This window comes from Candidatus Clostridium radicumherbarum (genome assembly GCF_045310525.1).
Lineage (GTDB): Bacteria > Bacillota > Clostridia > Clostridiales > Clostridiaceae > Clostridium_AT > Clostridium_AT radicumherbarum.
This window is the reverse complement of sequence record NZ_JBJHZY010000002.1, coordinates 367,532-391,864: the sequence shown is the minus strand read 5'-3', so window position 1 is coordinate 391,864 and position 24,333 is coordinate 367,532. Positions and strand designations below refer to the sequence as shown.

At 33.1% G+C, this 24,333-nt stretch carries 17 protein-coding genes; 14 read left to right on the top strand and 3 right to left on the bottom strand.

Features of this window, described 5'->3' with window-relative positions; translation table 11 throughout:
• Positions 1–82 precede the first annotated feature (82 nt).
• The 3 genes from ACJDUH_RS11630 to ACJDUH_RS11620 all read left to right on the top strand — a co-directional run bounded on the left by ACJDUH_RS11630 (position 83) and on the right by ACJDUH_RS11620 (position 7,057).
• Complete coding sequence (locus ACJDUH_RS11630) at positions 83–3,163, top strand: FAD-binding and (Fe-S)-binding domain-containing protein (RefSeq protein WP_406765369.1); 3,081 nt, start codon at positions 83–85, stop codon at positions 3,161–3,163.
• 325 nt (positions 3,164–3,488) lie between these two features.
• The gene (locus ACJDUH_RS11625; protein WP_406765368.1) at positions 3,489–5,207 is read left to right on the top strand and encodes an ABC transporter ATP-binding protein; all 1,719 of its coding nucleotides are present in this window, start codon (positions 3,489–3,491) and stop codon (positions 5,205–5,207) included.
• A 5-nt stretch (positions 5,208–5,212) separates the two neighbouring features.
• Entirely contained in the window at positions 5,213–7,057 is a 1,845-nt protein-coding gene (locus ACJDUH_RS11620; protein ID WP_406765367.1) for an ABC transporter ATP-binding protein, read from the top strand.
• Between the two features lie 190 nt (positions 7,058–7,247).
• Here ACJDUH_RS11620 and ACJDUH_RS11615 read toward each other — a convergent pair whose 3' ends face one another.
• Positions 7,248–8,975 (bottom strand): ABC transporter ATP-binding protein, encoded by a 1,728-nt coding sequence (locus tag ACJDUH_RS11615; RefSeq protein WP_406765366.1) that lies wholly within the window; start codon positions 8,973–8,975, stop codon positions 7,248–7,250.
• Complete coding sequence (locus tag ACJDUH_RS11610; RefSeq protein WP_406765365.1) at positions 8,972–10,810, bottom strand: ABC transporter ATP-binding protein; 1,839 nt, start codon at positions 10,808–10,810, stop codon at positions 8,972–8,974. Before ACJDUH_RS11610 ends, ACJDUH_RS11615 begins: the two co-directional genes overlap by 4 nt.
• Positions 10,811–10,961: 151 nt before the next feature.
• Here ACJDUH_RS11610 and ACJDUH_RS11605 point away from each other — a divergent pair, with 151 nt between their 5' ends.
• The gene (locus ACJDUH_RS11605) at positions 10,962–11,828 is read left to right on the top strand and encodes a LysR family transcriptional regulator (RefSeq protein WP_406765364.1); all 867 of its coding nucleotides are present in this window, start codon (positions 10,962–10,964) and stop codon (positions 11,826–11,828) included.
• Between the two features lie 102 nt (positions 11,829–11,930).
• Here the strand turns inward: ACJDUH_RS11605 and ACJDUH_RS11600 are convergent, their stop codons facing one another.
• A complete protein-coding gene (locus ACJDUH_RS11600) occupies positions 11,931–12,788 on the bottom strand; it encodes a MurR/RpiR family transcriptional regulator (protein ID WP_406765363.1) in 858 nt (285 codons plus the stop codon).
• 357 nt (positions 12,789–13,145) lie between these two features.
• On the opposite strand from ACJDUH_RS11600, the gene ACJDUH_RS11595 reads away from it, so the two are divergent.
• The 10 genes from ACJDUH_RS11595 to ACJDUH_RS11550 all read left to right on the top strand — a co-directional run bounded on the left by ACJDUH_RS11595 (position 13,146) and on the right by ACJDUH_RS11550 (position 24,227).
• Positions 13,146–14,135, top strand: coding sequence for a D-isomer specific 2-hydroxyacid dehydrogenase family protein (locus ACJDUH_RS11595; protein WP_406765362.1), 990 nt, complete (start codon positions 13,146–13,148; stop codon positions 14,133–14,135).
• Positions 14,136–14,154: 19 nt separating this feature from the next.
• On the top strand, positions 14,155–15,558 hold the full coding sequence (gene gndA / locus ACJDUH_RS11590) for an NADP-dependent phosphogluconate dehydrogenase (protein ID WP_406765361.1): 1,404 nt from the start codon (positions 14,155–14,157) through the stop codon (positions 15,556–15,558).
• Positions 15,559–15,727: 169 nt separating this feature from the next.
• On the top strand, positions 15,728–16,495 hold the full coding sequence (locus ACJDUH_RS11585; protein WP_406765360.1) for a PTS mannose/fructose/sorbose/N-acetylgalactosamine transporter subunit IIC: 768 nt from the start codon (positions 15,728–15,730) through the stop codon (positions 16,493–16,495).
• Positions 16,496–16,515: 20 nt separating this feature from the next.
• The gene (locus ACJDUH_RS11580) at positions 16,516–17,418 is read left to right on the top strand and encodes a PTS system mannose/fructose/sorbose family transporter subunit IID (RefSeq protein WP_406765359.1); all 903 of its coding nucleotides are present in this window, start codon (positions 16,516–16,518) and stop codon (positions 17,416–17,418) included.
• Positions 17,419–17,551: 133 nt separating this feature from the next.
• The gene (locus tag ACJDUH_RS11575) at positions 17,552–17,962 is read left to right on the top strand and encodes a PTS sugar transporter subunit IIA (RefSeq protein WP_406765358.1); all 411 of its coding nucleotides are present in this window, start codon (positions 17,552–17,554) and stop codon (positions 17,960–17,962) included.
• A gap of 9 nt (positions 17,963–17,971) precedes the next feature.
• Positions 17,972–18,460 carry a PTS sugar transporter subunit IIB gene (locus ACJDUH_RS11570; protein ID WP_406765357.1) on the top strand — a complete coding sequence of 163 codons (489 nt, stop codon included), beginning with the start codon at positions 17,972–17,974 and terminating at the stop codon, positions 18,458–18,460.
• A gap of 30 nt (positions 18,461–18,490) precedes the next feature.
• Positions 18,491–19,294 carry an HAD family hydrolase gene (locus ACJDUH_RS11565; RefSeq protein ID WP_406765356.1) on the top strand — a complete coding sequence of 268 codons (804 nt, stop codon included), beginning with the start codon at positions 18,491–18,493 and terminating at the stop codon, positions 19,292–19,294.
• 232 nt (positions 19,295–19,526) lie between these two features.
• Positions 19,527–21,677, top strand: a complete 2,151-nt coding sequence (locus tag ACJDUH_RS11560) for a family 2 glycosyl transferase (protein ID WP_406765355.1) — start codon at positions 19,527–19,529, stop codon at positions 21,675–21,677.
• Between the two features lie 72 nt (positions 21,678–21,749).
• On the top strand, positions 21,750–22,823 hold the full coding sequence (locus tag ACJDUH_RS11555; protein WP_406765354.1) for a HEAT repeat domain-containing protein: 1,074 nt from the start codon (positions 21,750–21,752) through the stop codon (positions 22,821–22,823).
• A gap of 3 nt (positions 22,824–22,826) precedes the next feature.
• Positions 22,827–24,227: a glycosyltransferase family 2 protein gene (locus ACJDUH_RS11550; RefSeq protein WP_406765353.1), complete on the top strand. Its 1,401-nt coding sequence runs from the start codon at positions 22,827–22,829 to the stop codon at positions 24,225–24,227.
• Positions 24,228–24,333 lie beyond the last annotated feature (106 nt).

Genomic DNA, 24,333 nt, shown 5'->3' with positions numbered 1-24,333 from the left:
TATATATCTATATATTACGATATTGAAATATACTAACAAAAAGTGTATTATTAAACTGATAACGATTTAAGGTGGGATTTTGGTGGAAAAAAATAAAGGATTAATGGATGAAGCAATTGAGGAACTTAAAAAAATTGAGTCACTAAGAATTAACAGCGACATCAGAGAACGTCATCTTTATGAAGAAGATATGGGTGAACTACCATCAATGCCAAAACTTTTGGTAGGGAAGACAACTCCAGATGTCATTGTTCAGCCTCAAAATGAAGAACAAGTTATAGAAGTAGTAAAATGGGCTAATAGGTATAATGTACCAATAATACCTCGTGCAGCTGCTTCATCGGGCTACGGTGGTGTTGTGCCAGTTCAAGGAAGTGTTGTTTTAGAGTTAATTCACTTTAATAAAATTATTGCAATTGATGAGAAAAATAATACAGTTACTGTTGAACCAGGTCTTATATGGAAAGATTTAGAATTTAGGCTAAATGCTAAAAATCTTTCTGTAAGATTAATGCCAACTAGTGCTCCAGCTGCAACAGTTGGTGGATGGCTAGCTCAGGGCGGCGGCGGCATTGGAAGCTACTCTTATGGATGGTTCGAAAACAATGTTGAGTCTGCAGCAGTTATTTTGCCAGATGGAACAAAGAGGGTTTTACAAAGTAAGGAACTTTCACTAGTAAGTGGTGCTATGGGAACCACAGGAATAATAACTAGTATAACCTTAAGAATCAAGGCATTTGAAAAATATGTTCCTTTTGCGATTAAAGCTGAAACACCATCCATGGTACAAGAGCTTATAAAGCTAATTGGAGAAAACAATGTTCCTCTGTGGCATATTGGATTTTTTAACCCAACAGCTTCAACCCTTAAAAATAAAGTGCCTCCTAAAACACATCAAGGTCATATAGAGAAGAGGCCTATACTTCCTGAAGCTTATATAATAATGGCTGCCTGTAGAGAATCTCTAGCAAAGGAAACTCAAAAAAAGCTTACGGAACTCACTGAAAAAACAGGAGCGAAAATGCTTTCACGTGAAATAAGCGAGCATGAATGGGAAGATAGATTTAACCCTATGAAGATAAAAAGAATAGGGCCTTCAATCGTTCCAGCTGAAGTATTAGTTCCATTAAGTGCTGCTTCAATGGTTATTAATGAGATTAATGCATTAGTTAAACCCTTAGTTTTTATTGAAGCTACTATGATAAGTAAAAACGAAGTGGTGCTTTTATGCCTAATTCCTCACGATGTTAGAAAATTTACCTTTAATTTAGCTTTTACTTTATCTTTATCTATACTTAAGATTGCAAAAAGCTATGGTGGAAGAGCTTATGCTTCTGGTTTATATCTTGCTAGTGAGGCTAATAAGGTCCATGGTACGAAGATAAGTCAGTGGAAGAATTTTAAGAAGGAAATGGATCCGAAAGATATATTTAATCCAAGGAAGCTTTCAGGCATTTGGCTTATGAACAAAATGATTACTATGACCTTAATGTTTGAACCTATGGTTAGAATGGTTGGGAATAGAATAAAACCTAAATTAAAGGAAGAGTGGAAGTCTAAGAAAGGAGTTCCAGGTGATGTTGTATGGTACGCTTATTCCTGTGCAAAATGCGGATATTGCAGAAATGTATGTACGCTTTATGATGGCAAGGGATGGGAGTCCAGCAGTCCTAGGGGGAAATGGGCCTTTATAAGAAGGGTCGCAGAAGGTAAGGATAAATTTGATCAGGAAATGACAGATAAATTTCTTATGTGTACCACCTGTGAGCGCTGTGATTTTGTTTGCCAACTTGATTTACCAATTGAACCTTCATGGGGTGCAATGCGTGGAGAATTAGTTAATACAGGAAAGCAAATGACCTTTCCAGCTTTTGAGCTAATGGCATCCAGTGCGAGAAAGGAAAAAAATATCTGGGCCAATTTTTCAAAGGATAGAGATAAATGGATACCTGAAGATATTAAGCCTAAAATAAAGGATAAGGCTGATATAGCATACTTTGCAGGTTGTACAGCAGCTTTTGTTGAAAATGATATCAGTCAAGCTTCTGTTAGATTATTAGATGCAGCAGGAGTTGAGTTTACTACTCTTGGGAAGGATGAGGCCTGCTGTGGTATACCAATGCTGGTATCAGGAAGATGGGATGTTTTTGAGGAAATTCTAAGACATAATGTAAAACATATGAAGGAACATGAAGCAAAAACTGTTGTTACCTCTTGTCCTGCCTGCTGGTTAGTCTGGAATAATATTTATCCAGAGTGGGCAAAGAAATTAGGTATTGAATATAATTTTAAAGCAAAACATTACTCAGAAATTATAGTTGATAAACTTAAAAAGGGTGAATTGAAGTTTACAAAACCTGTAAATATGAAGTTGACCTTTCATGATTCCTGTCATATTGGACGTGCTGGTGGGGTTTATGAGCCACCAAGAGAAATGCTTAAGGCTATTCCTGGCGTTGAACTAGTAGAAATGGAGCATAATAAGGAAAATTCACTATGCTGTGGTTCTGTCCTTACACGTATAAGTGAGCCAAATCCTACTTCCAATCTACTGGGCAAGAAAAAGCTGGATGAAGCTGTGGCTACTGGTGCGGATGCAATTGTTGCACTATGCCCTTGCTGTCAGTTCCAAATGAGGGTGTCTGCAAAGGAAAATAATATTGATTTTCCAGTTAAAGATCTTGCAGCTATTTCAGCAAAGGGTCTTGGAATTGATCTTCCTGATTATACTCCTTATGCCCTTGAAATGTGGAGTGTATTTGAAAAGGTAATAGCATTAATGCAGGTACCTAATATGGCTAAATTAATGACTAAGCTTATTCCAAATATGATGGATGCTTTACCAGCTCCATTAAGAGGTATGATGGGCTTAGTAAAAGTACCAGGTATGGATAAGGTATTTAAACCATTAATGCCAAAGATGATGCCTCTTTTAATGCCAATGCTTATGCCAAAGGTAATGCCGGATATGCTGCGTGAAGTTGAAACCATGATTGAAATGCCTGATTTTATGAGACAGCAGATGCCGGATTTAATGCCAAAAACTATGGACAATATGCTGCCTCATGTACTTCCGGAAATTGCTGTGCTTGTAACACCTGCTATGATACAATATATTAAGACAAAAAAATTGCCAAGCACAAATATATCCTTGAATAAGTAATAAGTCATATGGCTGCCACCAGATTTATAATCTGGTGGCATTTATTTTTAAATAAGTAGTAACTCATGTGGATGCCATTCATCATTACCCTTTATATATTGAAAAATCACCATTATAAAGGTTAAAAAAATATTAACAATTACAGATTTGCACCTTATTAGCTTGAATGATAAAAGAATAGGATTTATTATAGAATAATACTATACTGATAACAGCATATATTCTTTTGTTAAAATGTCAGATTCATAATGCAGAAAACAAGATAGAATTTAACTATGTTTCAGATATATAACTAATAACTTTTACGAAAAAGAGGATAATTAATATGAATTTATATAGTAAGTATTTCAAAAAATATAAAATTCCCTTTTTAATAGCTGTTTTTTGTGTTGCCTTTGAGGCAATCTGCGACTTGCTTGGTCCTACCCTTATGTCAAATATCATTAATACCGGAATTGAGCAGGGGGCGCTATCAGGTGTTTATTACTGGGGTGCCCTTATGCTTATTGTTACTGTAATTGGAGCCTGCTTTGCTGTAACACGAAGCATATTGGCAAGCACTGTATCTCAGCGCATGGGGGCAGATTTAAGATATGACTTATTTGAAAAAATTGTGAATTTTTCTGAAGTAAGTGCAGATAAAATTGAAAGCGGCTCACTTATTACACGTATGACCAACGACACCACCCAAATAGTACAGTTTGTTAATGGAATAATGAGAATCTTTTTAAAAGCACCTATTACCTGTATTGGCAGTATAGTACTTGCAAGCCTGCTTAATTTCAGGTTAAGTCTTATAATTTACGGTGTAGTAATAGTAGTTACCATTCTTATTATAATTAGTATGAGCTTAAGCTATCCAAGGTTTTATAAATTGCAAAAAGCTATGGATAAGGTAAATTCCGCTGTGCAGGAGTATCTTATAGGAGTACGCTTAGTTAAGGCCTTTGGAACCTATGACAAGGAAACTGATAAATTTCAAAATGCAAATGAAAACTTAATGGAAAAAGGTATAGCCTCACAAATGGTTATTACATTAGTATCGCCTTTAATGACACTTGTAGTCGGAATTGGTACAGTTATTGTTATATTTATTGGAAGCAGGCTCTTTTCATTAAACTTTGCAAAACCAGGTGATATTTCAGCCTTTACAATTTATATGGCACAAATTCTTACCTCTTTAATTATGATAACAAACGTATTTAATACCTTTGTGCGAACGAAGGCTTCTACAATGCGCATTAAAGAAATAATTGAAAGTGATGGAGATTTTACTCACAGTGGTGAAATTAAAGATTTAAATGGGAATATTGAATTCAAAAATGTCACTTTTGCATATCCTAATGGAAGTGGTGTACCTGCAATTAAAGATTTATCCTTCTCAATTAAAAGGGGGCAAAGCCTTGCAATAATAGGCCCAACAGGCAGCGGCAAATCTACAATTGCTTGGCTGCTACTTCGCTTTTATGATGTAAATAGCGGTAAAATTTTGTTTGATGGCAATGATATTAAAGCACTAAATATTGATGTAGTTCGTAATAATATTGCTATTGTTCCTCAAAAGCCTATGCTCTTTTCAGGTACTGTTGCTGAGAATATTAGATGGGGTGACAAAGATGCTGCATTAGAAAAACTGCATGAGGCGGCAGCTAAGGCTGAGGCAGGGTTTATAGAGTATATGTCTGAGGGCTATGATAGCCTTTTAGGAAGTGCCGGAGTAAATGTTTCAGGCGGACAAAAGCAGCGTATTTCAATAGCTCGAGGCATACTTAAAAATTCATCTGTGCTTATTTTAGATGATTCTACTAGTGCTCTTGATGCAGTAACTGAAGCTAAGGTAAGAGAAAATATAAATTCTAAAACAAGAAGTCAAACGGTAATTACCGTTACTCAGCGCTGCGGAACAGCTATGTTTGCAGACCAAATTTTAGTTATGGATAATGGGATTAAGGTTGGATATGGTACCCATACTGAGCTAATGGAAAGCTGTGAGATTTATCGAGATATTTATAAAACTCAAATAGAAAGCAGTAAGGGAGACTAGAAATTATGTCACAGCAATTTACAAACCAGCAGGCTAAGGTTCCTTCTCTTGGTGGAAGACCAGGTGGAGGTGGTGGAAATAGATTTGCACCAACTGCAAAACCTAAAAATGCAAAAGGTACACTAATGCGAATTGTACAAATTTATATGCGCTTTGGAAAAACTATATTTTTAGCTATGCTGCTTACAGTTTTTTCATCCTTAATTTCTGTTGCAATTCCTTATTATACAGGAAAAACCTTTAACAGCTTTAAAATTGCAACTAGAACAGTTGATACAAAAACGCTTGAATGGCTTTTACTCATAATTATATCCTTATATGCAGCTAATTGGATCATTTCTACTATTAATGGAGTAATTATGCTTAAGGTTTCACAAAGATTGGTATTTGTACTTCGTACAGAATTTTTTGAAAAGATGCAAAAGCTTCCATTGCAATTTTATGATACACGATCTCATGGTGATACCATGAGCAGAATTACAAATGATGTGGACAATATTAGCTCCACCATTGCGCAAACTACCACACAGCTATTATCAAGTGTTTTAACCTTAGTGGGCTCTTTTGTAGTTATGATTACACTAAATGTGCCTCTTACACTTGTGGTTTTATTATGCATTCCTTTTGTAGTACTTTTAACCCGTATAATAGCAACCAGAAGCCGTGCATATTTTTTGTCACAGCAGAAAAGTCTTGGTGCACTTAACGGAGTAATTGAGGAAAATATATTGGGGCTAAAAATGGTAAAGGCCTTTAACCGTCAGAAGGAGGTTCTAAGCCAGTTTAGAGAAACTAATGAAAAGCTATATGAAAGCAGTAAAATGGCTCAAATATGGTCTGGGTATATGATGCCGCTTATGAATGTTATTAACAATTTTATCTTTGCATTGGTTGCTATTGTTGGTGGTATATTGTCGGTAGGCTATGGACTTTCAGTAGGTACAGTTGTTAGCTTCATGAGTTATTCCAAGCAATTTTCACAACCCCTTAATTCTGTTGCTGGTATGTTTAATACCATTCAATCCGCACTTGCAGGTGCAGAACGTGTTTTTGAAATTCTGGATAATAAAGAGGAGCCTTCAGACATTGAAGATTCTATTGATATAAAGCAGCCAAAAGGTGAGGTTGCCTTTGAAAATGTATGTTTTTCTTACAACAAAGCTAATCCTATATTAAAGAATGTAAGCTTTAAGGTAAAGAGTGGAGAAGTGGTTGCATTAGTAGGAGAAACAGGTGCTGGAAAAACTACTATTGTAAATCTTTTAACACGTTTTTATGATGCAGACAGTGGCAGAATTTTAATTGATAATGAACCAATTACAAATTTAAAAAGAAATAGCCTTAGAAAGTGCTTTTCAGTGGTACTGCAGGACACCTGCCTTTTTACAGGTACAATTATGGACAATATTCGCTATTCTCAAAGTGATGCCTCTGATGAGAAAGTTATTAAGGCAGCAAAACTTGCTCGTGCTCATGATTTTATTACTAAATTACCTCAGGGCTACAATACTATGGTATCCGGGGCTCAAGATAATTTAAGCCAGGGACAGCGGCAGCTTTTAGCCATTGCAAGAGCAGTGCTCTGCGATAGCCCTATATTAATTCTAGATGAGGCAACCAGCAGCGTTGATACAAAAACTGAAAAGGATATTCAGCGTGCCTTATTAAGCCTAATGAAACACCGCACCAGCTTTCTAATAGCGCACCGTTTGTCAACTATTAGAGATGCAGACTGTATTATGGTAATTGGGGATGGACAAATATTAGAAAGAGGAAATCATGAAAGTCTTATGGCTAAAAAGGGACAATATTACAATATGGTTATAAGCCAAATGGGTAAATTGAGATAATCTAATAAAATAATAATGGCATTCACATGAGTTAAAGTATAACTCATGTGAATGCCATTTTGCCACTACTCTAAAATATCATTACAAATGTGCCGGCAGTAATTAAAATACCAGCAATTAAAGTTTTCATGGTAAATTGTTCACCTAAAATAAAAAAGGACATAAGTAAAGTAAGTATAATGCTGGATATTTAAACAGGTGCGAATTGACTGTAATAAAGCTTTTTATAATAGCCGCCATTATCTAACAGCTCTTGATGGGTTCCGCTTTCCACAATATTGCCCTTGTCCATGACTAAAATAAGATCTGCTTCTTTTATTGTTGATAGTCTGTGAGCTATAACAAAGCTTGTTCTTCCTTCTATCATTTTCATAAAGGCCTTTTGTATGTGTAATTCAGTTCTAGTATCAATATTACTTGTAGCTTCATCCAAAATAAGCATTGGGGGATTAACAAGCATCACTCTTGCAATAGTGAGAAGCTGTTTTTGCCCTTGTGACAAATTTTCACCGGCATCAGTAATCATTGTGTTATAGCCATTTGGTAGACGTCTTATGAAGCCATGGGCATCTGCTGCCTTAGCTGCAGCAATAATTTCTTCCTCTGAAGTATTAGGCCTTCCGTAAGCAATGTTATCCCTTATACTGCCTGCAAATAGCCAGGTGTCTTGAAGTACCATGCCAAAATTACGGCGCAGATTGCTGCGTGTAATGTCTTTAATATCAATGCCATCTATAGTTATTGTACCACTGTTAATCTCATAAAATCTCATAAGTAGATTTACTAGAGTAGTTTTACCTGCACCAGTATGCCCAACTATTGCAATTCTGCTGCCAGGCTTAACTTTTAGGTTAAAATTTGCTATAAGAGGAACCTCAGTAGTATATGAAAAGTTAACATTATTAAAGCTTATATTACCTTCACTATGTTTAAGCTTTTGGGAAGCTTTATCATCAGATTTTTCTGAGGGCATATCAAGTATATAAAATATACGCTGGGCTGAGGCAATAGCCCCTTGTATTTGAGTAAATACTCCAGTTATTTCATTAAAGGGCTTTGCAAATAAATTTGAGTATATAAGGAAGCTTGTTATATCACCAACTGTAATTTTTCCCAAAATAGCTAAAAGGCTTCCTATTACCCCTATAATAGCATAGGTAAAATTGTTTGCAAGGCGAGTTGTAGGGTTAGCTAAGGAGCTATAAAATTGGGATTTTACCCCTGATGCATATAACTCATCATTAATTTCCTTAAACTCATTAAAAGATTGCTCTTCATAATTAAATGCCTTTACAATCTTTTGTCCTCCAATAATTTCCTCCACATAGCCATTTAATTTCCCCAAGCTTTTTGCCTGAGTCTTAAACATTTGCTGTGAACGTTTTGTAATAAATCTTGCCATTAGAAAGGAAGCTGGAGCAGACAAAAGCACAACTAAGGCCATAATGGGACTTATATAAAGCATAAAGCCTACTGCACCTAGGATGGTAACAATACCTGCTAGTAGAGCTGATATGCCTTGCAGCAATCCATCCGAAATTAAATCAATATCATTTGTAAAACGGCTTATGGTATCCCCGTGTGCATTGGTATCGTAGAATTTTAATGGCAAAGAATTAATTTTTTCCATTAGCTCATGGCGCATAGCATTAACTGTTTTATAGGAAATACAATTTGTAAAATATGTTAAAAGCCACAAAAACAGGCTTCCACAAACATAGGTTAGTCCCAAAATAATTAAAATTTTTAATATGTCTTTAAAATCTACAGATCCAAATCCAGCCATATAGTCGATAGCTCTGCCTATTAAAAGGGGGCCAATTAAGCTAGCTGTCACGCTTAAAATTGCAGATGTAAGTGCTCCAAATAAGTAAATTTTATAATTATTTAGATATTTTAAAATTCTTTTTAATGTCATACATGTGCCTCCTCATTTGAAAGCTGTGAAAGACATATTTCTCTATAGGCTTCACAGCTTACCATAAGTTCTTTGTGTGTGCCTATACCAACCATATGTCCATCATCAAATACAATAATTTTATCAGCTTGCTTTATTGTACTTACTCTTTGAGAAACAATGAGCACCGTCATGTTCTTACTGCTTTCTCTAATAGCCCTTCTTAAAGCAGCATCCGTGGCAAAGTCTAAGGCACTTGCAGCATCATCAAGTATTAATATACTTGGCTTTGCTACAACAGCTCTGGCTATAGTTAATCGCTGTTTCTGGCCTCCTGAAAAGTTTAATCCTCCTCGGGATACCTTTGTATTATATCCATCAGGCAGCTTTGATATGAATTCATGAGCTTGTGCAATCTTTGCAGCTGCTATAATTTCTTCCTCAGTGGCGTTTTGTTTACCCCAGCGTATATTTTCAGCTATAGTTCCTGTAAATAGCAATGGGTTTTGAGGTACAATGCTAATTTTACTGCGCAGCTTCTTAAGACTGTAAGCTTTAACATTGACTCCCTCTACAAATATATTACCCTTTACAGCATCATAAAATCTTGGAATAAGGTTAACAAAGGTAGATTTCCCTGAGCCTGTGCTGCCTATGAGTCCCAGGGTTTCCCCTGGTTTAATGGCTATGGAAACATCCTCAAGAGCCATATCTCCTGTATTGCTGTAAGAAAAGGAAACTTTATTAAATTCAATAGATGGAGCAGTTTCAGCTTGAATAACTGCATCATTTAATCTATTGGCATTAGTGTTACTTAAAATGTTCATAGTGCTAGCTGCATATGAAACAGCTGTTTTAGCTAGTGTATTTCCTTTAGTACTGCAAGAAACCTCTAGAGTCTTGTCTGGTATTGAAGTTACTGCATCCAGAACCTCATTTACTCGTCCTGCTGAAGCAATTGCCTTGGTAAAAATAATCACTAGATTTGACACCACCATAAGTGCCAGTAGTATTTGTGTAATGTAATTCACAAAGGCAATAATTGCTCCTTGTGATAGCCTTCCTGTATTTATATGTATTCCTGCTGCCCATAATATAGCTATTATTACTGTATTCATTACAAAGGAAGTCATTGGATTAAGCAATGCAGATATTTTACCAACATTAATAGCTGTTTCAGTTAAATCATCATTGGCAGCAAAAAAACGCTGCTTTTCATTTTCAGTTTTATCAAAGGCACGGATTACTCTTACTCCTGAGAGATTTTCCCTAAGTATTAGCGCAATTTTATCAAGCTTCTGTTGATATTTACGGTAAAGCGGTGAAGCTTTACTTATAACAAAATACAAAATAAGGGCAAAAACAGGTGTGGCAGCAAATAGTATTAGTGATAACCTAAGATCTAGTATCATTGCCATTATGATTGCGCCTATACATATAAAGGGTGCTCTAATAACTAGACGGATAAGCATTGCAACAGCAAGCTGAAGCTGATTTACATCATTGGTAATTCTATTTATTAAGGAAGCTGTACCAAAGCTGTCAATTTCAGTATAAGAAAGGGAAGATATATGCCTAAAAATAGTATTTCTTAAGGTTGTTCCAAAGCCTTGAGAAGTGCGTGCTGCATAATACTGGCAAATGAGAGAACTGCAAAAACCGAGAATTGACATTAGCAGCATAATCATACCCATTTTAAGTACATATGTTATATTTTGTTTATCCACACCATTGTTAATAATTAGTGCCATAATTGTGGGCAGAAGTAATTCTAATATTGCTTCTAAAAGTTTAAAAGCTGGACCAATTATACATTCTTTTTTGTAGGGCTTTAAAAAGGCTGCAAGTTTTAACAAAATACCATCCTCCACTGTAATATAAATTCTAAAAGTATATTGCCTATTTATCCTTGTACGGCTATGATTATAGCATAGGGGTTACTATATTAAAAATATCTGTTACATATATGTAATATATTAAAAACATATGCCAATAAAGGAGATTCTTATGGATATAAGACAGCTTAAATATTTCCTCACTATTGCTGAAGAAGGTCAAATTACTTCTGCAGCCAAAAAACTGAATATGGCACAACCACCCTTAAGTCAGCAATTGAAGCTTTTAGAAGAAGAACTTGGAGTAAAGCTTGTTGAGAGAGGTTCAAGGCATATTAAGCTAACTGACACTGGGAAAATCCTTATGAATAGGGCACGGCAAATCATAGAGCTAACCAATTCCACTGTAAATGAAATAAATGATTTCAGTAAGGGTCTAAAGGGAACCTTATCCATAGGTACCGTTTCTTCCTCAGGTGCTATACTTTTAAATGAGAAAATTTCTGAGTTTCACAAGGAACATGCTGGAATTAAGTTTGAAATTTATGAAGGGAATACTTTTAAACTTATTGACCTTTTAAATAAAGGAATCATTGAAGTAGGAATTGTTAGAACACCTTTTAATTCTTTAAATTTCCAGTGTAAATTTGCAAAAGCTGAACCTATGATAGCTGCAATACCAAAGGAACACAATTGGGACTTAGATAATAGTCAAATAACTATTAGTGAACTAAAAAATAAACCTTTAATCATTTATAAAAGGTTTGAACAATTAATTTATGAAACCTGTATGGAGTATGGTTTTGAACCAGAGATATTCTGTAAAAATGAGGATGCTAGAACAACGCTTTTATGGGCAAACGCTGGGCTTGGAGTAGCTATTGTTCCAAAGTCCGCCTTTGAACTAGCTGATAACAGAAATCTTATTTACAAAGAAATAAAGTGTGAAAAGTTAAAAACCAAAATAGCAGCCATATGGGTAAAGGATAGGTATATTTCTCCTTTGGCAGAAAAATTTATAGAAATGGCAGTGATATGATTAATAATTTTGATTATTAAATACTAATTGTATAAAATGGCATGCATATGAGTTATTACGTATTTTCCTAATAAGTAATAACTCATATGCATGCCATTAATTTTACATTCTAGTATAAGAAATTGCATTTCTCATTTTTTGTGTAGCGGCATGGGTTAAATCTTTTCTTTTTAACACAACACTCATATATAGGGCATCAATTATAGTTAGATGCGCAATTCTAGATGCAAAAGCTTCGAATTGATATCCAGTTTCTTGAGAAATAGCATTAAGAGCAATGTCGGCTTTTTCACTAACTGGAGATTTAGAGAAAGATGTAATTGCAATGGACTTTGTACCATTATCTTTAGCAATATCCAATAAGTTTATCATATTTAAATTAGAACCTGAATGAGAAATTATTACTATAAGATCTTTTTCTGAAAGCTGAGCAAGAGACATTAGCTGCAGGTGATTATCTGTGTAAACTGAAACTTTTAATCCAGTTCGTAAAAATTTATGATGAGCATCCATTGCTACTATGCCAGAACCACCATTACCATAAAATACTATTTGATCTGCTGCCAATATAGCATCACTTGCTTCTTCAATGTGCTTTGAATTAATAGACATTAAGGTATCATTTAAAGCAGTAATGTTTGCATTAAATACTTTATTGACAATGGTTTGTTCGGTATCATTCTCATTTATTTGTTCGTTTGCATAATTATTATCAAGTCCTTCAGTAAATTCTGTGGCTAAAGTAATCTTAAGCTCCTGAAAGCCATTTAAATTTATTTTTTTACAGAAACGAAATATTGTAGCATCAGATACCTGAAGCCTTTCTGCTACTTGGCTTATGGTAGAGTAAATGAGTTCTCTAGTATTATTAATAACATAATCAGCAACTTTTTTTTCCGTTTCATTAAAGGTATTATATTGAGATTTAATTTGAAGAATTACATTAAGTACAGGTTTCATGCCATCACCTTCATACAAATTTTTTATAACTATATTCTAAGTTGAAATCTTTTTTTATTGATAATTTACTAACAACAAATTAATTATATTTTAAAAATTTTTTATATGCAATATGAATTTATGAAAATAAATTACATCATTTTTATTCACTATAAGGTCATGGAAAAATATAACTATTAAAAATATTATTTATTTTTTAACAATAGTTGATATTTTTTTTCACGTAATATATAATAAAGAAAATAAATTTTTTTCATAAACATTGAAAATGTAAAAATAATTTTCATAATCACTTTAGTATTTATATCTAAAATTAGACAATACTAAAAATGCTATAAGACAGAAGGAGGCAATAAAATGACCACAAATATTGCAATTGTTAATTCCAGTAGTTTTGGCAGAATTTTTCCGGAACATATTGAAAGATTAAAGACTTTAGGTAAAGTAGACAGGTTTGACTTACCAAAGGACATGGGTGGCAAGGAATTAGCTGAAAAGCTTATGGGATATTCCATTATTATAGCAAGTGTTACTGCATTATATAATCATGAATTCTTTAACTATAAAGATAAGACCTTATTAATTACACGTCATGGCATCGGTTACAACAACATTGATGTAAATGCCGCTACAGAGAAAGGAACCCTTGTTACAAAGGTTGATGCCCCTGTTGAGAGAGAAGCTGTGGCAGAAAATGCAGTTGCTTTACTAATGACTATTTTAAGACAAGTTATACCTGCATCATTAAAGGTAAAGGAAAGTAAATGGGCAGAGAGAGCCAATTTCATGGGCTATGAAATCAAGAATAAAACAGCTGGAGTAATTGGTTTAGGGAACATTGGAAGCAGAGTAGGTGAAATATTAAAATATGGATTTAATGCAAGACTTATAGCTTATGATCCAAACCTAACTGATGAAGAAATAAGAGCAAAAGGAGCAGAGCCAGTTTCATTAGAAGAGCTGCTCAAGAATGCAGATATAATTTCCTTAAATGCTTCTATAGATAAAAATAGCTATCATATGATTTCTGAAAAAGAGTTTTCTCTTATGAAAAAGGGAGTAATTATAGTTAATACTGCCAGAGGAGAGCTTATGGAGCAAAATAGCTTATTAAAGGCTTTAGATGAAGGCATTATAGGAGCCTTAGGTGCAGATGTGATTGAAAATGAACCAATAGATGAACATCACCCGCTTCTAACCTATAAAAATGTTGTAATAACACCACACACCTCAGCTTACACTTATGAGTGCCTTAAAGGCATGGGTGATAAGGTGGTTAGTGATGTTGAAAGAGTGCTTAGAGGAGAAAATCCTGATAATGTTATTAACAAGGAGTTATTAAAGTAAGCTAAAAGGAGGCATAAAGATGAATGATTTTGGTTTAGTTGGACTTGGAGTAATGGGTAAAAGTCTTTTAATAAATGTAGAAGACAAAGGCTACTGCGTATCAGCTTATAACTATACCCCAGATGAAACAAAGTCTTTTATGGAAAATGAAGCTAAAGACAAAAATATTTCAGCATATTATGATATTGAATCATTTGTAAAATCATTAAAGAAACCAAGAAAAATATTTCTTATGATAACAGCTGGAAAACCAGTAGATGATATGATAGACCAGTTACTTCCCTTGCTTGACGAGGGAGACGTAATTATGGATGGTGGGAATTCTTATTTCCATGATACTGATAGAAGACTTAAGAAATTAAAAGATAATGGGATTGATTACCTGGGAATAGGAGTTTCTGGCGGTGAGGAAGGAGCTTTAAAGGGGCCTTCTCTAATGCCTGGCGGTTCAAGGAAAGCTTATGATTTAGTTGAAGAGCTGCTTATGAAAATTGCAGCAAATACAGAGTCCGGGCCATGTTGTGCATATATTGGAAACGGTTCTGCAGGACATTTTGTAAAAATGCTTCATAATGGAATAGAGTATGGTATGATGCAGGCCATTTCTGAGGTATACGATATAATGCGCAAGGCTCTTAAATTATCAGCAGAAGAAATTGGAGATATATTTGAAGAATGGAACATTGGAGAATTAAATTCCTTTCTAATGGAAATATCATACAAAATAATGAGATATAAGGACAAAGAATCTTCAAAACCATTGGTAGATTTAATTTTAGACAAAGCAGGTCAAAAGGGAACTGGAAAGTGGACTGCACAAACTTCTCTTGATCTTGGAATACCAACACCTTCTTTAACAGTTGCTGTAGAAGAAAGAGTAATCTCATACTTTAAAGGAGAGAGAACAAATTTATCAAAAAAAGTATTAAAAGCATACCCTGAAACTTCTTATAAGAAGGACAAGGTTATAAAGGAATTGAAGGATACCTTGCTTTTTACAAATTTCATATTATTTTCACAGGGTTTATGGCTAATGGCAGATGCTTCTAAAGCTTACCAATTTGATATTAATCTTTCAGAAGTTCTCAAGGTATGGAAAGGCGGCTGCATAATAAGATCAAAAATGTTGGATTCCTATCGAAGCATTATTGATGAAGACAAAACAAATGTTAATCTTTTAAATAATCAAAAGTCCTTGGATTTTCTTATGGAAAAATTAGATTCAATAAAGGACATCACAACTATTGCAAAGGATTCATATGTGCCAGTTATAGTAATTAATACAGCTTTAGATTATTTCTACAGTATGATTGAAGAAAATCTTTCAGCTAATCTTATTCAAGCACAAAGAGACTTCTTTGGGGCTCATACTTATGAAAGAATTGATAAAGAAGGAATCTTCCATACTAAGGATTGGGAATAGAAAAGACTGCACAAATTTGTGTAAACGATAAACTTAACGGATTAATAAATTAAGAATAATAAGGCTAATATTAAATAAAAAGGGGGTGGCAATTAGGCATTATCATTTATCTTTACACAAATTTTCAGATATTAAAAAACTAAGTTAAAAATATGAGGAGGATAAAAAAATGGGACATAGTTTAAGTGTAGCACAAGCATTAATAATTGCTATTTGGGTTGCTCTTGTTGAATCACGTGGTCTTGGTTATGCAACATTGAATCTTAGATTCAGTCCATTGATGACTGGTTTGGTGGTTGGTGTTGTTATGGGGAATGTACCTCAAGCAATGATAATTACTGCTGCAATACAATTAATTTATATGGGAATGATTGCTCCAGGAGGAGCTATGCCAGCTGAACCTTCTGTAGCAACAGCTATAGCAGTACCAGTTGCAATATTAGCAGGCTTAAAACCAACAGCTGCTATTGCAGTAGCAGTACCTGTAGGCTTACTTGGAAACTACCTTTATCAGACTAGATTCCTGCTTAACACATTTGTTATACGTCTAACAGATAAGTATGCATCTGAAACTAATGATAGAGGACTGACATTATCAATTATTATTATACCAATATTAATAAGTTTTGTATTATTTATACCTTCAGTATTCATAGCTCTTTATTTTGGAGCACCAGTAATAGCTAGCTTTACATCATCACTTTCCGGAAGCCTTTTATTCCATGTTCTTGATGTAATAGGTGGTGGACTTGCTGCATTAGGTATTGCATTAATTCTAAAGGTAATAGGTAAAAAAGAATATCTTGTATTTTTCTTATTGGCATACTTCATGGCAGTTATGTTGCAAACTCTTAAGATTAACACAGTTACCTTTGCATTTATTGGAGTAATTGTTGCATATCTATTCACTCTTGTAACTACTACAAGAGAAGCTTAATAAAAGGAGGGAAGATTAAAATGAGTGACGAAAAAAGAATAAAAGTTCAAGATTCTGAAGTAGCAGAAACTATAGATAGAAAAAGAGAAGCTCCTGAGGAAATTACTAAGAGAGATTTAACTAAGAGCTGGTTTAGATGGTGGTATGCAAATGAAATTCCACATACTTACGATAGAATGCTGGCACCTTCCTTCCTTTGGGCTATTACACCTATTTTAAGAAAGCTCTATAAGAATAAGGAAGACTTAAGAGAAGGATATGAAAGACACTCTCAATTCTTTAATACTCAGGCTCAATGGGGCGGTGGAACTATCCTTGGAATAACTTCATCTTTAGAAGAAGCTAGAGCTAAGGCTTTAGCAGAAGGAAGAGAAGAAGAAGCAGTTACACCAGAGGTAATAAATAGCACAAAGATAGGATTAATGGGACCTCTAGCAGGTATAGGCGATGCCATAGACTCAGGTACTGTTCAGTATATATTTATAGCAATTGCACTACCTTGGGCTCAGGCAGGAAGCGCTATGGGTGCACTATTCCCATGGATTATGTTTACTCTTGTAACCTTTTTATATGGAAATTACTTTACAACACTTGGTTTTAAATTAGGTCGTACTGCTGCATCTGAAATTATCGGCGGCAAGAACATGAGAAAAATTATAAGTGGCTTATCCATACTTGGCTTATTCATGATGGGAATTTTAGCAGCTTCTTATGTTAAAGTAAGCGCTACCTATGCATGGACTATTTCTGGAAAGGCATTCAAGCTCCAAGACATTTTAAATTCAATACTTCCAGGTTTACTACCATTACTAACTGTTGGTGGAGTTTATCTATACTTCGATAAGAAGGGCTTGAAGATTACAAGAGCACTTGTTGGCCTTTCAGTAGTTTTAGCAATTCTTGCAGTTTTAAGAATTCTATAAGATAATATAAAATTAAAAAAATAGAATACATGTCTCCCTTTCATAAGGAATATTCTTTAATTGGAAGGGAGACAATTAAATCATGCTTAAGATATTACATGATATACAATATATAGAGAAGAGGCGAAAGTATATGAAGAAAAAAGCTGGACTAATAATTACTCATGGACTGTTTGGTAAAGAGTTACTAAATAGCGTTGAGATGATTATGGGAGAACAAGAAGATGTAAAAGCTTTAGGCCTTAGTCTAGGGGAAAGCGTTGATGAACTTAGAAGTACAGCAGAAAATATAATCCTTGAAAACCAAAAGGCTGATATGGATACAATATTATTGGTAGATATATTAGGAGGAAGTCCATCTAATGTAGCTTTATACTTGCTAAAGAAGTATAATAATATTAAACTAATTACAGGCGTAAATATGCTCGTGCTAATAGAATTTTTACAATCCAGAGAATCTAATGAATTAGATGATCTAATGAGTTTAATGATTAATTCTGGCACAGAAGGAATAAAAAAATTTGAGATTAATATGGAAGGATAGTGATTATTAATGGGTGAAGTAGTATTAGCTAGAATTGATGACAGACTTATTCATGGACAGGTAATGACAAAGTGGTCAAAGGGAATGGGAACAAATGCATTATTTGTTGTGGATAACGCTACAGCAAAAGATCCATTTATGAAAGATATATATATGATGTCAACTGCAAATTCAGGAATGACAATAAAGGTATTAAGTAATGATGAAGTTGTTGAATACTGGAATACAACGAATTTTGAAAAGCATAAGGCAATACTCTTATTTAAGACAATTGCTGATGTAAAAGATGTTATAGACAAGGGACTTCCTATTAAGAAATTGAACCTTGGCGGAATTGCAAAAACTAAGGAATCTAAATTTGTAATACCAAATGTAGCAGTTAAATCAACTGATTTTGATGTACTAAAAGATATTCAAAGTAAAGGTATTGAAGTATTTTTCCAAGTAGTACCAGATACAAAAGCTGTTTCATTAGCGGACGCAATCAAAAACTACTAATGCTTTAATCAACAGGGGGAGGGAGCATAAGTGACTAAGGACAGCTGTAATTTGAAAAACGTTAAATTAGTTGCTTTGGACCTAGATGGTACATTGCTTAATAACCATCTTGATATATCTCAAAGAACAAAAGAAACTTTAAAAAATTTATTTAATAGAGGAATAAAAATTGCCTTAGTTTCGGGAAGACCTTATAAAGCTGCCGATTTAGTTAGAGAAGATTTAGATATAGATATACCTATTGTGGCTTATAACGGAGGTAGGATAATTATCCCAGGGGGAAAAGAGGTTTTTACCGATAAAATTCCTTTAAAAGAGGCATTGAAGGTTATAAGATACGGAGAAGAAAGAGATTTATACGTTAAGGTTTATATTGATGACGTTTTGTATATAAAAGAGCCTGACAAGAGATCTATTGATTTTTCTAAGAGCAGAAATATTAATTACAAGGTTGTTGGAAAGTTAAGCGAAAATATTAAAGAAGATGTAAATATGATCATCATCTATTATAATGAAGATATTAATGGTGCAATTGATGATGAACTAAGAGACGTAGATGCTGCTATTACTACATCAGCACCTTTCGCTTTAGACGTAATTCCAAAAGGAATATCTAAGGGAAAAGCTCTTAAGATGATAGCAGAACTATTAAATATTAAAAGAGAAAATATCTTAGCAATGGGGAACAGCTTTAACGATATCGAAATGTTAAAATATGCAGGTATAGGAATTGCTGTGAAAAACTCAGACATAAGTTTATTAAAAGAGTGGGACAACGTATCTTCCTACACTAATAATGAAGATGCAGTTTACCATGCTATAAATGAGATTTAATAATAAAAAAATGGCATTTATATGAGTTATTACAACTCATATAAATGCCATTTTTTTATTTTTTAGAAATTTCAAAATATTACTTGAGAGAAATTATTAAATAGGATATAATTATTTTACAATAATCATTATCAATAAAATGAATTAATAAACATATAAAGATTCATAGTAAAAGCATATGAAAAAAGTAAAGTATTAACAAAATAATGTTTAAGATTTAAGAGGTGAATTTATGAATGGGAAGATAAAGAAAAAAACTTTCATAATAGTCATAATCATAATAGTTATAATTGCCGCTGCTGTAGTTGGTATTAAGTTTTATAACAGCAAAAATAAGAATAATAATATGTTTATAGATAGTGAGTCTATTAGGTACATATCTAAAGTTGATTCAAAGAATTTTTATAGCTATAAAGATAACAAATGGGATAAGGAGTTTATAAAAGGAGTGAATATTGGCTCAGGAAAACCTGGAAGCTTTCCTGGTGAATTTGGAATAACTAAAGAGGATTATTTAAGATGGTTTAAAGAAATTAGCGATATGAATGCTAATGCTATAAGAGTTTATACCATTCTAACTCCTGAATTTTACGATGCACTGTATGAATTTAACCAAAATTCACCAAAACCCCTATATTTGTTCCAAGGAATATGGGTTAATGAAGAGGATATAGCTAATATAAATAATGGTTATGATCCCAAAATTAAAGATAAGTTCATTGAAGATACTAAAACCATAATAGATTTAATTCATGGCAATAAGACTATTACTAAAGTTCCAGGCTATGCTGGCGGAAAATATGAGAAGGACATATCCCCTTATGTAATGGGATTTATATTAGGAATAGAATGGGATCCTGACTTTGTTATAAATACAAATGAGAAAAATAAGGACAAGAATAAGTTTGATGGAAAATATCTATATACAGAAGGAGCTTCTCCATTTGAAGCCTTATTATGTGAAGTTGGAGATAGCGCTATTGACTATGAAACAGGGAAATATAAAATGCAAAGGCCTGTAAGTTTTACTAATTGGATTACAACAGACATGCTTAAACACCCTAATGAACCAAATGAAAATGAAGATAAGGTATCAGTAAATATGGAGCACATAAAAAAGAAAGATACCTTTAAAACAGGGTTATTTGCTTCCTATCATATTTACCCATATTATCCTGATGGTATAGTTTATCAAAAGGATTATGCTAACTTTAAAGATGACAAAGGAAAAATAGACACCTATAAAGCTTATTTAAGGGACCTTAGAAAAGAACATAGTATGCCTGTACTTGTGGCAGAATTTGGAGTACCTTCTAGTAGAGGAATAGCACATAAAAATATATATACCGGATTTAATCAAGGAAATATTACTGAAGCTGAACAAGGTGAAATGGAGTCCTCAATGCTTAAGGATATTTATGATGAGGGTTATGCAGGAGGAATGGTTTTTGCTTGGCAAGATGAATGGTTTAAGAAAACTTGGAATACTATGGACTTTGATTTAGCAGATAGAAGACCTTATTGGGATAATGTAGAAACTAATGAGCAGCATTTTGGTTTACTTGCCTTTGATCCTGGCAATAAAACTTCAATTTGCAATATAGACGGAAATATTGATAACTTTAAAAATGATACTCCTATTTCTAAAAGTAAAGATGCAGAGCTATATATAAAATCAGATGAAGCCTATGTCTATTTTATGGTAAAGGCTAATAAATTTGATTTCAGTAAAGACAAGGTAATAATACCTATTGATACTATACAAAATCAAGGAAACAGTAGCTTTAAAGAATATAATATAAGTTTTGGAAGAGCTGCTGATTTTGCAATAGTTATTGACGGCAAAGAAAATTCAAGAATAATGGTTGACTCATATTATAATAGTTTTTACTATTTATATAACAAAAAACTTAATATGATTCCAGAAGACAAAAATTATGATACAAAGGATAGCGGTATTTTTACACAGATGTATTTATGCATAAGCAGACCTTTAACATTGCCCGAGGACAAGATAGTAGTGCCATTTCAGAGGGTTGACACCGGAAAGCTTAACTATGGTAATGGCAATCCTAGCAGCAAAGATTATAATTCACTTGCTGATTTTTATGTAAAGGATAATGTAATAGAAGTAAGAATACCATGGCAGCTTCTGAACTTTATGGATCCTTCTTCAAAGATGATTATTGACGACCTACATAAAAGTGGAATTTCACCAATTAAAATTGATGGAATTTATGCTGGTGTTAGTGTAAAAAGGGATAATAGTAGTGAAAATGTAGATATGAAGCTATATAATTTAAAGACTTGGGAAACTCCAGTATATCATGAAAGGTTAAAACAGTCTTACTTTATTCTTAAAGATGCCTTCAGTAAGTATTAAGGAGGATATTTATGAAAATGAAGAAAAATAAGTTTTCCTACTTGGATAAAATAAATAAGGTGGTGATAGGTTATGTTTTCTAATAATATGCAAGCTTTTATACTTATAAATATATATGTTTTATTAGTTATTAATGCTTTTATACTTATAGCTATATTTTATCAAATTATTAAAACAAAGATTGTAGAAAAAAGAAATAGTAAAATTATGGCTGAAATAAGCTCACTTATTTCCAAACATATAGAAGAAGCTGGAGACTTACTTGAGCTAAAAGCTGTAACAAATAGTACTTATAGAAAAATGATTGCTATTGACATATTAATTGAGTATTCGGAAAAGGATAGTAAAAGCATTAGTGAAATTATAGAAGAATTAAAACTAGATTTATTTTTAATTAATAAAATTAAGAGAAGTCCAAATTTAAAATACCTAAGAAAGCTAGCATTTATGAAAGTGGCTTCTGCCTATGAAATGCTTTTACAGTATTCAAACTCGGAAGACTTAGATATTAAGTATACCTGTTATTTTGGACTGTCAATGTTAAATGTCGAGCAGTATAAAAAGTATTTTATAATTCACAAATTAGTAAATTCGGATATATTAAGTGATAGAATTATTGAAATATTAAATAGAATTAAGTTAAAATTTGAAGAGTGGTTTGAGCTTTTAGAAAGGGAAGAAAGTGAAATTGGGAAAATAATCTTCTTAAAAATCTTAACTGGCAGAGAAGAATTAAAAACAGAAGTATATTCTGACAGGCTTCTAAAATTCTTACAGGACGAAAAAGAGGTAAGAATAGCTGCTGTAACAGCTATAGGCAGCAGTAAAAATCAAATATATATAGATAAGCTTTATGACATGTTTATGTCAGAAAATGAATGGGAAGTTAGGGTTGCTATAACAAAGGGAATGACTAACTTTGATTCAAAACTGATTAAGGACAAGCTAATTTATATGATAAGAGATGAGGAATGGTGGGTTAGGTTTAATGCAGCTAAGGCTATATCTTCAATGGGTGAAGAAGGAATTTATACATTAATTGAATTGTCTATAGATAAAAATGATGAAGATGCCTCTGCACTAGCATATTATTTTCTTAATTCTAACAAAGATATTTATGAAACAGTAAAGAATATAGGAGGATAATAGATGGATATATTAATAAAGATAATTAATGTAATTAGTATTTTTTTACTTACCTATTTTTTCATTATCAGTATGCTTTATATTGTTTTAATAGTATTATCTACAAGACGACTTAGAAAATTTATAAATGTTGCTAATAATGATATTACTATAATCAGCAATTATACAAAACCAATTTCTATAGTGGTTCCTGCCTATAATGAGCAAGAAACTATAATAGATAATATAAAATCTCTTTTGGACCTTGATTATCCAATATTTGAAATAATATTAGTTAATGATGGTTCAAAGGATGAAACTTTAAGCAGGGTAATTAATCACTTTAACTTAAGAAAAATAGACCTAGAAGTTAATATGCAAATTCCATGTGAAGAAATTAAGGGGGTTTATGGATCTTTTGAAATAACTAATTTAGTAGTTGTAGATAAAGCAAATGGAGGGAAGTCAGATGCACTAAATGCAGGAATAAATGTAGCAAGATATCCTCTATTTTGCGGAATAGATGCAGATTGTATAATTGAAAAAAATGCTTTATTAAGGATAGTTAAACCATTTTTAAAACATGAAGAAACTATAGCAGTAGGGGGGATAGTTAGAATTGCTAATGGCTGTACCTTTAAGGATGGAAATTTGCAAAAAGCTAAGCTTCCTAGAAAGGCTATTGTTGTATTTCAAATTGTAGAATACTTTAGAGCATTTCTAAGCAGCAGAATAGGCTTAGAACGAATTAATGCTTTACTAATAATTTCAGGTGCATTTGGGGTTTTTAAAAAGTCAGCTGTAACTAGAGTTGGAGGGTATAGTAAAACCATAGGTGAAGATATGGAGTTAACTTTAAAGCTTCATGAATATTACAGACGGAATAAGCTTCAATACAAAATAGATTTTACCTCAGATGCAGTATGCTGGACACAGGCACCAGCCAATTTAAGCAGTCTTAGAAGTCAAAGGGTTAGATGGCATAGGGGGCTTATAGATTCATTGCTTAAGTATAAGAAAATGTTATTTAATCCTAAGTATGGTATAGTAGGTATGCTGTCCATGCCATATTTTATACTAGTTGAAATGCTTGGACCAGTAATAGAAACAATGGGGTATATAATATTAATTCTTTCTATAGTTTTTGGAATCCTATCAAAATTCTTCATTTTTGTATTTTTAATGGCATACTTATATGGCCTACTATTTTCACTTTTTGCAATTTTGTTAGAACAACTTTCTTATAAAAGGTATAACAAGGCCTTTGAGATTATAAAATTAATATTTTATAGTTTCTTTGAGCAACTTTCTTATAGACAATTAACAGTATTTTGGCGTGTACAGGCTTTCTTTAACTTTAAAAAAGGAAGCAAGAATTGGGGTTATATAAAAAGAACCTCTTTTGCAAGCGATAATAAACAGTAAAATGAGGCATTAGCTTTAAAATATAAAATATACCTGTTTTAAAATGGCTGCTTTAAGCTATTATAAAACAGGTATATGTTAAGTTCAGAGTGCCTGGAAAAAGAAG

What these genes read in the sequence shown, in the direction of transcription:
- ACJDUH_RS11550 (WP_406765353.1), top strand. Translation starts at nt 22,827, where the DNA reads ATGGATATATTAATAAAGATAATTAATGTAATTAGTATTTTTTTACTT.
- ACJDUH_RS11595 (WP_406765362.1), top strand. Translation starts at nt 13,146, where the DNA reads ATGACCACAAATATTGCAATTGTTAATTCCAGTAGTTTTGGCAGAATT.
- ACJDUH_RS11560 (WP_406765355.1), top strand. Translation starts at nt 19,527, where the DNA reads ATGAATGGGAAGATAAAGAAAAAAACTTTCATAATAGTCATAATCATA.
- ACJDUH_RS11605 (WP_406765364.1), top strand. Translation starts at nt 10,962, where the DNA reads ATGGATATAAGACAGCTTAAATATTTCCTCACTATTGCTGAAGAAGGT.
- ACJDUH_RS11555 (WP_406765354.1), top strand. Translation starts at nt 21,750, where the DNA reads ATGTTTTCTAATAATATGCAAGCTTTTATACTTATAAATATATATGTT.
- ACJDUH_RS11615 (WP_406765366.1), bottom strand. Translation starts at nt 8,975, where the DNA reads ATGACATTAAAAAGAATTTTAAAATATCTAAATAATTATAAAATTTAC.
- ACJDUH_RS11600 (WP_406765363.1), bottom strand. Translation starts at nt 12,788, where the DNA reads ATGAAACCTGTACTTAATGTAATTCTTCAAATTAAATCTCAATATAAT.
- gndA (WP_406765361.1), top strand. Translation starts at nt 14,155, where the DNA reads ATGAATGATTTTGGTTTAGTTGGACTTGGAGTAATGGGTAAAAGTCTT.
- ACJDUH_RS11620 (WP_406765367.1), top strand. Translation starts at nt 5,213, where the DNA reads ATGTCACAGCAATTTACAAACCAGCAGGCTAAGGTTCCTTCTCTTGGT.
- ACJDUH_RS11625 (WP_406765368.1), top strand. Translation starts at nt 3,489, where the DNA reads ATGAATTTATATAGTAAGTATTTCAAAAAATATAAAATTCCCTTTTTA.
- ACJDUH_RS11575 (WP_406765358.1), top strand. Translation starts at nt 17,552, where the DNA reads ATGAAGAAAAAAGCTGGACTAATAATTACTCATGGACTGTTTGGTAAA.
- ACJDUH_RS11570 (WP_406765357.1), top strand. Translation starts at nt 17,972, where the DNA reads ATGGGTGAAGTAGTATTAGCTAGAATTGATGACAGACTTATTCATGGA.
- ACJDUH_RS11580 (WP_406765359.1), top strand. Translation starts at nt 16,516, where the DNA reads ATGAGTGACGAAAAAAGAATAAAAGTTCAAGATTCTGAAGTAGCAGAA.
- ACJDUH_RS11585 (WP_406765360.1), top strand. Translation starts at nt 15,728, where the DNA reads ATGGGACATAGTTTAAGTGTAGCACAAGCATTAATAATTGCTATTTGG.